Origin of the sequence: Schinkia azotoformans LMG 9581 (assembly GCF_000307855.1) — a bacterium.
Lineage (GTDB): Bacteria > Bacillota > Bacilli > Bacillales > Bacillaceae_J > Schinkia > Schinkia azotoformans.
On the sequence record NZ_AJLR01000120.1, the window covers coordinates 45,074 to 56,406 of the forward strand.

Genomic DNA, 11,333 nt, shown 5'->3' on the forward strand with positions numbered 1-11,333 from the left:
CGTAAGGAAATACATTTTGGGAGGAAGATATAATGGGAAACTATGAATCAATGGATCCGAAAGATATAAGGGAATTGATCCGAAAACAAGTAATTACTGGGTCGACAGCAGGCATGTCAAAAGGCTATACACAGGCGAATTTAGTTATTTTAAAAAAAGAGCATGCCTTTGATTTTTTACTGTTTTGTCAACGGAATCCGAAGCCTTGTCCGTTGTTGGATGTGACAGAACCGGGCTCGTTTAGTCCTTCATTGATAGCGGAAGGGGCAGATATTCGGAAAGATATTCCGAAATATCGAATTTACCAGGATGGTGTATTTACCGAAGAAGTGGCCGATATAACGGAGTATTGGGAAGATGATATGGTCGGTTTTCTAATCGGATGTAGTTTTACCTTTGAAACGCCACTCCTAGAAAGCGGCATCCCAGTCCGCCATATCGAAGAAAACTGCAATGTACCGATGTACAAAACAAATATTCCGTGCCAAAAAGCAGGTATGTTTGAAGGGCCAACTGTTGTTAGTATGCGCCCGATGACACCAGTTGATGCTATCAGGGCAGTCCAGATTACGTCGCGTTTTCCAGCCGTTCATGGAGCGCCGATTCATATTGGTGATCCGAGTCTTATAGGTATACCTGATATTTCAAAACCTGATTTTGGAGATGCTGTCACCATAAAAGAAGGAGAGATTCCGGTATTTTGGGCTTGTGGTGTTACTCCACAGGCTGTAGCAATGGAAAGCAAGCCATCGATTATGATTACGCATGGACCAGGCTGTATGTTTATCAGTGATATTAAAGATGAAAAATTTAGTGTGTTGTAGAAAAAATGTCGAAGTGCTTGGCACTTCGACATTTTTAAAACATTTCGTTAATACTACTTAAGAATAACTGTTTACAATTTTCTCTAAATGTTTTACCGTTGGCGTTAGGTTAGCAAAAAAATATGCTTCACGAAGCCTACGGGAAGATGCACATTCATTTAAATAGCCTGAACTACCACAGTGCAGCATATTAGCTTGAACAGCATCAAGAGTTAAATAAGCTATTTCAAGGCGAAGTTTGGCTATTTCCGTCCAATTAAACAGATCTTCTTCAAATAAAACTTCAATCTTCTTTTGAAATTGCTGAACCTCATTAAGAATGTGATATGCTTGTTTTTTCAAATAGCGATTACATCCATTTTGCCTCTGCTCAACATGATCAATTGAAGAAATTGATTCTTTTGTTACACCTACTCCAAGCGGGAGTTGGTATAGAACGAAGGTAGGGCGGATTGCCTTTACAAACTCATCTGCATCCTCTGATAACACCCATTCCTTTGGAATAAATACATTGCTAAACTGGCAGGAATATGTTGCACTTCCGTTGACACCAAGGAATTCCACCTTGCCCTTCATCTTCAAACCTTCTATTTGACAAGGTACGAAGCACATTACACGCTTATTTTCATTAACAGCTGCGACAACACCAATCCAATGATTTTCACCAAGATTTGATACTGCCGGTAATACACCAGAGAGGAAATAACCCCCTTCTGTTGGTTCCGCACTCAAATGTAGGTCCTCTAGGCCCGCATAATATTTCATTGGGTTAGATAAACCGGTTGCAGCTAAAATCTCCCCATTCTCCAGTAGTGGTAAAAATATATGAAAGTAGAAAAAGATGTTATAGATTTGTCCTTTAAATGGATTAAATATGATAATTTAAAAATTCAAGAAGAGGATTATAAAGAATTAACAAATAGTCTTGTCGAGATGGGGTTACAGGAAAATCCACCCACGTTTGCAGACTTTGTTGATAATTCTTTAATCGATAAAGCGAAGTGAAAAAATGATAAAGCTTAAAACTATTATTAATGCATTCATCGGTTTTAGTATTTTAATAATTATTTGGCAAATGATTATTATTATTGGACAGTATGATTCAGCTCTTTTTCCGTCACCATTACACGTGTGGGATGGATTGGTGTCACTTATCCAGGATGGGACAATGTTTACGAATATTCAAGTTAGCATCATGCGATTTTTGGTGGGGTACATTTCGGCTGTTTTAACTGCTGTTATTTTAGGGCTTATTCTTGGAAGAATTCCGATATTATGGGGCGTTATTGACCCAATTGCTCAAGTTTTGCGTCCAATTTCTCCAATTGCGTGGTCACCTTTTATTGTCCTATGGTTTGGTATTGGGGATATACCAGCTATTGTAATAATTTTTATTGCTGCCTTCTTTCCTGTGTTATTATCAACAGTGAGCGGTGTGAAAAAGGTTGATCAAACTTACTTGAAGGTCTCTCAAAATTTTGGCGTTAAGAAACTTGAATTATTACGCAAGGTAATTTTTCCGGCTACATTTCCTTATATAGCAAATGGTCTCCATATTGCAGTAGGAACAGCTTGGATTTTCCTTGTTGCCGGTGAAATGGTTGGAGCTCAGTCAGGTCTCGGATATTTAATTGTGGATGCAAGAAATTCAATGAGACTTGATTTAGTGATGACCGGAATTTTATTAATCGGAATCGTTGGTTTACTCCTTGATAAAATTGTCGGGCTTTTTGAAAGCTGGATTAACCAAATCTGGGGGAGAGCTGATAATTAGGAGAACTGGAACCTAAAAAGAGTGAAAGCAAGGAACTGGTTGGCTTCCTTGCTTTTTTACCTGAAAAATTATTCTAAACCAGCTTCAACCAGCTCTTGCACCATATCAATCTCAAATCCTAAATCAACTAACATTTGATGGTCAGCTGTACTTTCAGCCCCCTGTGTAGTTAAATAATCTCCAACAAAAATAGAATTTGCTGCATATAATCCTAGAGGCTGTAAGCTTCGTAAATTTACTTCCCTGCCACCAGAAATCCGGATTTCTTTATTGGGATTAATGAATCTAAACAATGCTAATACTTTTAAACAATATCTAGGATTCAAATCCTTAGTTCTTTCCAACGGAGTTCCATCAATGGCATGAAGAAAGTTTACCGGAATTGAATCAGCACCAATCGCCTTTGCATTTCGTGCCATACTGATTACATCATTTTTTGTTTCTCGCATTCCCACGATAACACCTGAGCATGGTGAAATCCCCGCTTCTTTGATCATATTGACGGTATTAACTCGATCATCAAAAGTATGCGAAGTAGTGATGGCTTCATGGTGTTCTCTTGATGTGTTGAGGTTGTGATTATATCTGTCAACTCCAGCATCCTTCAATCTTTTAGCTTGTTCCGGCTTCAAAATACCAAGGCACGCACAAACTTTTAGATTGTAATTCTCTTTAATTTCTTTAACCGTTTCGACGACAGTGTCTACCTCTCGGTCACTTGGCCCCCGACCACTTGCAACAATGCAGTATGTACCCACATTTAATTTATTAGCTTGGTCTGCCCCCTTTAACAATGATTCCCTATCTAACATATAGTATTTTTCAATTGGTGCATCGGAAACGGATGATTGTGAGCAATACCCACAATTTTCAGAGCAGTTACCTGACTTTGCATTCATGATCATATTCAATTTTACCTTTGTTCCATAGAAATGCTTACGAACTTGAAATGCTCCATGAAGCAACTGCAATAAGTCCTCATCTGGGCATTCTAGTATTGACAATGCCTCCTGATCCGTGATTTCTTCTCCTTTAATAACACGTTCAGCTAATTGAGTCCAATCCATGTAAAATCCTCCTCTTTTTTATTTGTGTCAACTAATTGTAATTTAAAGTTAACATTTTGTAAATTAGAAGATTTGAAAGATTTAATAATATTGGGGGTGTATTTTTAAATGATTACTTTACAATCGGTTTTACATATGCGAGAATATTCTTGAATTTAATGTTAACCTAAAATTAATTTAGGTTAACAAAAAGGAGAGGAATTATGGTAAATTCTAAGACAAGAAATATTGTATTATGTGGATTATTTACAGCCTTAATGGCAGTCGGAGCAAATGTTTCGCCTTTTCTAACAATAGGTGGAGTACCCATTACATTACAGCTTATGTTTGCCATTTTGGCCGGGGGGATCTTAGGAAGTCGATTAGGTACACTTGCGATGCTAACTTATATGCTTGTTGGATTAGTTGGTGTACCTGTATTTGCGCAGTTTAAAGGAGGACCTGCACAATTACTTAGTCCAACATTTGGATTTATTATCTCATTTATTTTTGTCGCTTATGTAACTGGAAAACTAATTGCAGACCAAAAATCAGTTACTAAAAAAAACTATATCGGAGCGGGTTTTCTAAGTGTTTTCTGTAATTACATTATTGGAACCAATATGATGTATTTAGCTTTCAAAATGTGGGCAGCTGCACCTGATGGGTTTAGTTATACGATGGCATGGGGATGGATGGTAGTCTATTTACCATTGGATATAGTCGTTACAACTGTATCACTAGTTGTCTTGCCAAAAGTACGCACAGCTTTAAAAAGAACTTATACACCTACAATTGATGTGTAAGAGATTCTAGGAAAAAAGAAGGGATTATATGGCACAACATTTTTGGATAGTGGGAACCGATACAGATGTGGGGAAAACGCTAGTAACAGTATACTTTATGCGATGTTTTCAGATGAAGGGGAAAAATGTCATACCCTATAAGCCTGTTCAAACTGGGATTATAACAGAAAATAACAAGTCCTATTATGGGGATACAACATTCTATCAATCTTTAAGTGAAGCGAATTTAATAGAAAGACATTTAAATAGTTATTCTTTTAAAGAGTCAGCATCCCCTCATTATGCGGCGATGCTGGAAGATTCAGAAATAAAAGGAGAAGTCATATTAGAACACATTAAAAAATTAAAAACTATGTATGACTTTCTGATTTGTGAAGGAGCTGGTGGATTATACGTACCATTAGAGGAGCAACGAGACTATTATTTTCTTCATCTGATTAAGCAATCACAGTTGCCGGTGGTTTTGGTTACTCGAACAAAAGTAGGGACAATCAACCATACTTTACTTTCGCTGGAGGCCCTTAAAATGCAAGATATTCCAATTGTAGGAATTGTTTTCAATGGGTTTGAAGGAACTAATCTTGAAATGAATAATATAGCTACAATTCAGAACTTCGCAAACTTACCTTATCTTATCATTCCAAAATTAAAAAATCTGTCCGATTTAAAAGATATTCAGATTGAAACTGACAAATTTTTTGAAAGGTTGATGAGCCTATGATTTCTATGATTTCAAACCTACAAAAACGAGACTTACAGCATGTTTGGCATCCCTGTTCGCAGATGAAGGATTATGAAGATTTACCGCCCATTGTGATCAAAAGCGGGAAAGGGATTTATTTGTATGATGAAAATGGAAAGCAATATATAGACGCTGTTTCTTCTTGGTGGGTAAATTTATTTGGACATTGTAACGAACGAATTAGTACTGCCTTAGTCAACCAAGCATTTCAATTAGAACATGCGATATTTGCTAACTTTACACATGAACCAGCCATTTTTCTTGCCGAAAAACTTGTAAAAATCACTCCGAATGGTTTAAAGAAAGTATTCTTTGCTGATAACGGTTCATCCGCAATAGAGGTAGCCTTAAAAATGAGCTTTCAATATCATATGCAAAAAGATAAGCGGAAGAAAAAACGCTTTCTGGCTTTAACAGACGCTTATCATGGTGAAACCCTTGGAGCTCTTTCTGTTGGAGGTGTGGGTCTGTATAATGATGTTTTTCGACCGCTTTTACTAGATACGGAACGAGCACAAGGGCCGGATTGTTTTAGATGTCCGTTTAACGATAGACCAGATCACTGCAGTGCACCATGTTTATCATTTATTGAGGAAAAATTAGAATTATATCATGAAGAAATAACTGCAATTATAATAGAACCTTTAATACAAGCGGCGGCAGGGATGAAAATGTATCCGCCTTCTTATCTAAAGAAATTAAAGGAGCTATGTTTGCAATATGATGTACATCTTATTGCGGATGAAATAGCAGTGGGGTTTGGCAGAACAGGGACGATGTTTGCCTGTGAACAAGCTGGCATTACCCCTGACTTTATGTGTTTATCAAAAGGATTAACGGGGGGATATCTACCATTATCCGTTGTATTAACCACGGATGATGTATATCAGGCCTTCTATGATGACTATCATACTATGAAAGCATTTTTGCATTCACATAGTTACACTGGCAATCCGCTAGCTTGTCGAGTGGCCTTAGAGGTCCTGCAAATTTTTGAAGAAGATGATTACATCGAGCAGATCCGAGGGAAAAGTACATATATGGATAAGTTAGCTACTGGAGTATTCAATCATCAGGCGTATGTAGGTGAATACAGACAAACGGGGATGGTTGGCGCAATCGAATTAGTGAAAGACAAAGAGACAAAGGAACCTTTCCCAAGTGAAGAGAGAATCGGTTATAAAATTTATCAAATTGCATTAGAAAATGGACTGCTCTTAAGGCCATTAGGCAACGTCCTTTATTTTATGCCGCCATATGTGATAACAAAAGAAGAAATAAAAACGATGATTGAAAAAACAAATAAGGCCATACAGGAGTTTTTTTGTACAAGATAGTTGAAAAACAAAAGCTATTTTCCTGCATTATGTAGGTTTAAATCAACAAATCCGCCGGGTTATAATGAATTTACAGAAAATTATTAAAATGAGGTGGATAAATTGAAAGAGATCGTTTTATTAGAAGGATCAAGAACACCATTTACGGAGATTTCCGGTTCATTTCGCGAGATTAAGGCAACTGATTTAGGGGCAATAGCAGCAAGGGAGGCTATCAAAAAGGCGAATATTACTCTAGAGGAAATTGATCAAGTAGTGTTTGGAAATGTACAGCAGTCAAGTAAGGATGCACATTTATTAGCAAGACATGTAGGTTTAAAAGCAGGTACTCCAATTAACGTTCCTGCATTAACAATCAATCGCCTTTGTGGTTCAGGACTTGAATCCATTTTAACTTCGGCAAGATATATTTTAACAGGAGAAGCTAATGTTGCACTTGCTGGTGGGGCAGAAAACATGAGCCAGGTGCCACATGTCATTCCTGGTATGAGGTGGGGGAAGCCACTAGGTCCCTTAGTTGTAGAGGATTGGGTGTTTGATGGTCTTTATGATACTTACGGAGACTGTACAATGGCAGATACAGCTGAAAACTTGGCTGAAAAATACGGTTTAACAAGAGAAGAAATTGATCAACACGCACTTTCAAGTCATGAACGCGCGATTCAAGCTAGAGAAAAGGGTTATTTACAAGAAGAGATTGTTCCAGTAACGGTCAAGGGTAGAAAAGGTGATATCGTAATTGAACACGATGAACATATTCGAAATACAAGCCTAGAGCAGTTAGCAAAGCTAAAACCGCGTTTCCGTGAAGGTGGTGTTGTGACACCTGGTAATGCAAGTGGCATGGTTGATGGTGGAGCTGCTGTTGTTCTTACATCAAGTGATTATGCTGAAAAAAGAGGATTAAAACCGATTGCCCGTTTAGTGTCTTGGGAAGTAGTTGGTGTTGAACCAAAGTACATGGGAATTGGACCTGTACAAGCTATTCAAGGAGCATTGAAAAAAGCAAATCTAACTGTGGCAGACCTTGATTTAATTGAAATTAACGAGGCATTCTCCGCACAATATTTAGCATGTCAAAAAGAATTAGGGTTTGATCTTGAAAAAGGCAACGTAAATGGTGGTGCGGTTGCGATTGGTCATCCACTTGCGGCAAGTGGTACCAGAATTACAACAGCACTTGTTTATGAATTAAGAAGAAGAAATAAGAAATATGGTGCTTCAGCTGTTTGTATTGGCGGGGGCCAAGGCATTGCAGCAATTTGGGAAGCATTGTAAATAGCACAAAAATAGAATTATATCAAATTTTGTATGCAATTTAGCCTATAGCAACAGGCCATAAAAGGCACAATGAGCAGTTAAGTTAGTATCTGCAAATTAGTGCCTTTTTCGTCATAACTTCAATTTACTTCACAAACTCCCTAAATTCATTAACCAATTGCTTTACTCCATTATAAAGAATCGCTCCATCAATACCGCCTAGGAGAAATTTGAATCCCATATTTAAAGTTTGCCCCTGTGTGGGGTTAGTGCTGTGTTCATTTATCAGCTAATGATACGAAGAAGAAACTTGGTGATTAAGCAACAACTGGAGGTTGGTCGGGATTGAAGTAAAGAAAGCAGGGAAGTAAATGATGCTCGCCTGCTTCCATTATTGTATACTTATTTGTTTTGCGAATTTTTCCAAACAATCTTTACAAATACATGCTTTGCGGAGTTTTTCCTCTGGTATCAGGTCAAAGATTTCCTGAGGAAATGCCTCTGTACTGCACCAACATGTTGACTCTCTTAATTCATTCCCACATTGATTGTCTTGCCCACAAATCGGACACTTTTTTGGATTGATCTCCATTTATTTATACACCTCCCAATAGAATAGTAATTTAATTATTTCAGAGACTTTTTAAATACAAAACTAACTTTATCGTAATTCATTTTTTCTTCGTAAAAGCGGTGGGCGTCTGTTCGTTGTAGGCCAGATGACAATGCAACTGCTTCATAATGATTGGCTTTTGCCCATTCGTGGACATGCGACAGGAGTTTTTCTCCATAGCCCTTGGAGCGCGTAGTTGAGTCAGTAACTAAATCGCAAATCCAGATGTATTTACCATAATACAGCGTGATCATTGGTTGAAAACCGACAACGGCAACGATTTCTCCATTATCATATAGGGCAAACATACGATAATCTTCTTTTTCCTGCGCTTCGTTAACTAAGGTAAGATAAGTCGCCTCATTTAAATGAGTTCGAAGCTGCTTCATTACTGGAAAGGCCTGAAGAATTTCTTCTTGGGTTTGTAGTTCTTTTATCATTAGGGTATCCATATGGTGGCTCCTTTAATTTTTCCATAGAACCGGATAAATGAGTTTGGGAACGTAGCTTAATTTTTAACTAATCAAGGAGTTCCGTTCGTTAAACGTTAAGCGTAAGGGCGTAAGGCGTGAAGCGAGATCCGTTTGCTACACCATTTGGCCTAAAGGAAAATTGAATACTTTGTTACCCACAAAGATAAGGGGCGCTAACACTTCCCAACTCATTTGGTGCATAAGCACCCATGAAGGCATCCCATAGATGCCCTCAAAGCTACTTATGCCTCTAAATATTTAGCTGCAAGTGGGACTTCGATTTCAACCGTATAATTCACTTTATCAATCCGGCTAGAAAGTAATTCCACCTGTCTTGATAGTTTTTCAGCTTGCTTTTTATATGCCGCAGGATCGAATAAAGCGATTCGTTCCATGATAGCGCCTGAGCGGTGATGAACATTGTATTCACGTTTTTGGGTTGTAGCCATCATTTTAAGGAGATCCAAACGTTCACGAAGCTGCTTTGCCGTTTCAATTGCCCTTGTCATCGAAATCGAACTGCCATCCCATTCTACTTGATTATGTAAATTAGCCTGTTGAATGCTTTCTTTTAATTCCAATAAATCCTGCTGAATGTCTGTAAACTCTTGTAAAACAACCTTAACTGTCCGTTCAAATGGTGTATATGTTTCACCTTTTGGTACTTCAATGACATGGATGTTGATAAGTTCAACATGAAGGTCACTTACTTTTTTGTGGAGACTTGAAAGTAGATTTATAGCTTGTGCTAGTGTAATTTTCATAGAAACAGTCCTTTCATAAAACAATAAAACATATTATTTATAATAACACAATTTCCACAAACATCCAAATTGAAGTTTAATATAGTGTAATTTTGGAGATAAATAGTAGCATTAATTCGTTCTTACTATTATTTAACGATTTAAATCGCTAACTCTTTCATTTACAATTATAAATAGTAGAAATTATCGAAGGATGATGAATTTTGGATGTAACGATGAAGAAAATTATCGAGGCTAGTTATTTAACAGCCGATAGTGCGGCCCATTATCGGACAATTTTAAGATATTTTTATCACCAACATGAACGGATGAGAGATTATATTTCTCCAGAAGAATTACTAGATTATTTACGTTCCATTCCGGTATTTTTAGATTATCAGGAGGAACAGCTTCATCAGCAGTTAGCGCAGTTAGTGAAGTGGAACAATTTAATAGCACGTCAGGATATGACCAACGCGAAAACGATTGAAGAATATAAAAAGAAAAGATTCCGCTATCAATGCACACCGTACACTGTTGAAATTGAAAGAATGCTAGTCCAATTAGAAAAAATCGGTGATACTTTTCAAGGCTCTTTAGAGCGTTCACAATTTGACCGTCTTCTTCAAGCATTAACTTCCTTGCAAACCGAAATTGAGCATGAACTGAAAAAGCCGGCGGAAGAGTACATGCGGATATGGGAGGATGTCTTTCGTTATTTTCAATCGATTCGTACAAGTACGGCTGACTATATTGCTTATATTAATAGCGAACAGACGGACCAACGGATGCAAACGGAAGCTTTTCTAGTCTATAAAAACCAGTTTACAACGTATTTGCGGGATTTTATTGTGTCTTTACAAAAAACTTCATTACAAATCCAGCAACTTTTAACGGAATTAGCAACTGAAAAAATGCAACCCTATTTTCAAAAACTAATTGATCATCGCATGTCAATTCCGCGTCTCGAAGATGTATCGACTTCAAAAGAAGATTGGTTGCTTGAGTATACAGAATATTGGGATTCTCTAAGACAGTGGTTTTTAGGTTCGATACATCATCAAAGTGAGCTCGATGTCCTGCAGTGGCAAACAAATGAAATGATTCGCAGAATGACAAGGTATGTGCAACGAATTGGCGAAAGGCAGCAGCATTTCCGTAGCCGTAAAAAGGATTATTTGCAACTGGCGAAATGGTTTGGGGAGAGCAAGAACTTGAGCGAAGCCCACAAGTTATCTGCTGTAGTATTTGGCTCGATGACAATCAAGCATCTTCAGCTTGAGGAAGGGACTACGGAAAATCTTCACGTAGATCCATGGGATGAAACTCCAACAGAGCTAACGATTAAACCGCGAACGACACGTTATCGGGAAAAAACAAAGCCGGGATCGTTTCAGGCCAATGACGAAAAGAAAAGAGAACAACGTAAGAAGTACTTAGAAGAACGCGGCCAAGAGAAAAGAATAATCGAAAAATATGTGACACAAGGTACCATTGAACTGTCTTCATTATCAACAGTTGAGCCATTCGTGCGTAAAGTGCTCTTAGGCTGGATTGGGAAATCAATGGCAAGTAAAGATCGCATCGTGAAGACAGATTATGGGTTCCATGTAAAAGTCAAACTTAAACAAGATCAAATGATAACGTTAAAAGCAGAGGATGGCGATCTCACAATGCCGAATGCAACCATAGTATTTGAAGAAATAAGGTGACGA

At 37.8% G+C, this 11,333-nt stretch carries 13 protein-coding genes; 8 read left to right on the forward strand and 5 right to left on the reverse strand.

Features of this window, described 5'->3' with window-relative positions; translation table 11 throughout:
- Positions 1–32: 32 nt before the first annotated feature.
- On the forward strand, positions 33–824 hold the full coding sequence (locus tag BAZO_RS13820) for a putative hydro-lyase (RefSeq protein ID WP_003332201.1): 792 nt from the start codon (positions 33–35) through the stop codon (positions 822–824).
- 57 nt (positions 825–881) lie between these two features.
- On the opposite strand, the gene BAZO_RS13825 is transcribed toward BAZO_RS13820, so the two are convergent.
- On the reverse strand, positions 882–1,556 hold the full coding sequence (locus BAZO_RS13825; RefSeq protein WP_003332202.1) for an acyl-CoA dehydrogenase family protein: 675 nt from the start codon (positions 1,554–1,556) through the stop codon (positions 882–884).
- Positions 1,557–1,649: 93 nt separating this feature from the next.
- Between BAZO_RS13825 and BAZO_RS13830 the strand changes: the two genes are divergently transcribed.
- Together BAZO_RS13830 and BAZO_RS13835 are read left to right on the forward strand one after the other, a co-directional pair.
- Positions 1,650–1,829 (forward strand): hypothetical protein, encoded by a 180-nt coding sequence (locus BAZO_RS13830; RefSeq protein WP_003332203.1) that lies wholly within the window; start codon positions 1,650–1,652, stop codon positions 1,827–1,829.
- A gap of 4 nt (positions 1,830–1,833) precedes the next feature.
- Complete coding sequence (locus BAZO_RS13835) at positions 1,834–2,598, forward strand: ABC transporter permease (protein ID WP_003332204.1); 765 nt, start codon at positions 1,834–1,836, stop codon at positions 2,596–2,598.
- 68 nt (positions 2,599–2,666) lie between these two features.
- Here the strand turns inward: BAZO_RS13835 and bioB are convergent, their stop codons facing one another.
- Complete coding sequence (gene bioB / locus BAZO_RS13840) at positions 2,667–3,665, reverse strand: biotin synthase BioB (RefSeq protein WP_003332206.1); 999 nt, start codon at positions 3,663–3,665, stop codon at positions 2,667–2,669.
- Positions 3,666–3,868: 203 nt separating this feature from the next.
- Here bioB and BAZO_RS13845 point away from each other — a divergent pair, with 203 nt between their 5' ends.
- The 4 genes from BAZO_RS13845 to BAZO_RS13860 all read left to right on the forward strand — a co-directional run bounded on the left by BAZO_RS13845 (position 3,869) and on the right by BAZO_RS13860 (position 7,807).
- Positions 3,869–4,450, forward strand: a complete 582-nt coding sequence (locus tag BAZO_RS13845; protein WP_003332207.1) for a biotin transporter BioY — start codon at positions 3,869–3,871, stop codon at positions 4,448–4,450.
- Between the two features lie 28 nt (positions 4,451–4,478).
- Positions 4,479–5,171 carry a dethiobiotin synthase gene (bioD, locus tag BAZO_RS13850; RefSeq protein ID WP_003332208.1) on the forward strand — a complete coding sequence of 231 codons (693 nt, stop codon included), beginning with the start codon at positions 4,479–4,481 and terminating at the stop codon, positions 5,169–5,171.
- The gene (gene bioA, locus BAZO_RS13855) at positions 5,168–6,529 is read left to right on the forward strand and encodes an adenosylmethionine--8-amino-7-oxononanoate transaminase (RefSeq protein WP_003332209.1); all 1,362 of its coding nucleotides are present in this window, start codon (positions 5,168–5,170) and stop codon (positions 6,527–6,529) included. The genes bioD and bioA overlap by 4 nt, the downstream gene beginning before the upstream one ends.
- A 102-nt stretch (positions 6,530–6,631) precedes the next feature.
- Positions 6,632–7,807 carry an acetyl-CoA C-acetyltransferase gene (locus BAZO_RS13860; RefSeq protein ID WP_003332210.1) on the forward strand — a complete coding sequence of 392 codons (1,176 nt, stop codon included), beginning with the start codon at positions 6,632–6,634 and terminating at the stop codon, positions 7,805–7,807.
- 373 nt (positions 7,808–8,180) lie between these two features.
- Here BAZO_RS13860 and BAZO_RS13865 read toward each other — a convergent pair whose 3' ends face one another.
- From BAZO_RS13865 to BAZO_RS13875, 3 genes are all read right to left on the reverse strand, one after another.
- On the reverse strand, positions 8,181–8,381 hold the full coding sequence (locus BAZO_RS13865) for a cysteine-rich CWC family protein (protein WP_003332212.1): 201 nt from the start codon (positions 8,379–8,381) through the stop codon (positions 8,181–8,183).
- 35 nt (positions 8,382–8,416) lie between these two features.
- The gene (locus BAZO_RS13870; protein ID WP_003332214.1) at positions 8,417–8,854 is read right to left on the reverse strand and encodes a GNAT family N-acetyltransferase; all 438 of its coding nucleotides are present in this window, start codon (positions 8,852–8,854) and stop codon (positions 8,417–8,419) included.
- 263 nt (positions 8,855–9,117) lie between these two features.
- Entirely contained in the window at positions 9,118–9,639 is a 522-nt protein-coding gene (locus BAZO_RS13875) for a DIP1984 family protein (protein WP_003332215.1), read from the reverse strand.
- Between the two features lie 203 nt (positions 9,640–9,842).
- Between BAZO_RS13875 and BAZO_RS13880 the strand changes: the two genes are divergently transcribed.
- On the forward strand, positions 9,843–11,330 hold the full coding sequence (locus tag BAZO_RS13880; RefSeq protein ID WP_003332217.1) for a TIGR02677 family protein: 1,488 nt from the start codon (positions 9,843–9,845) through the stop codon (positions 11,328–11,330).
- Positions 11,331–11,333 lie beyond the last annotated feature (3 nt).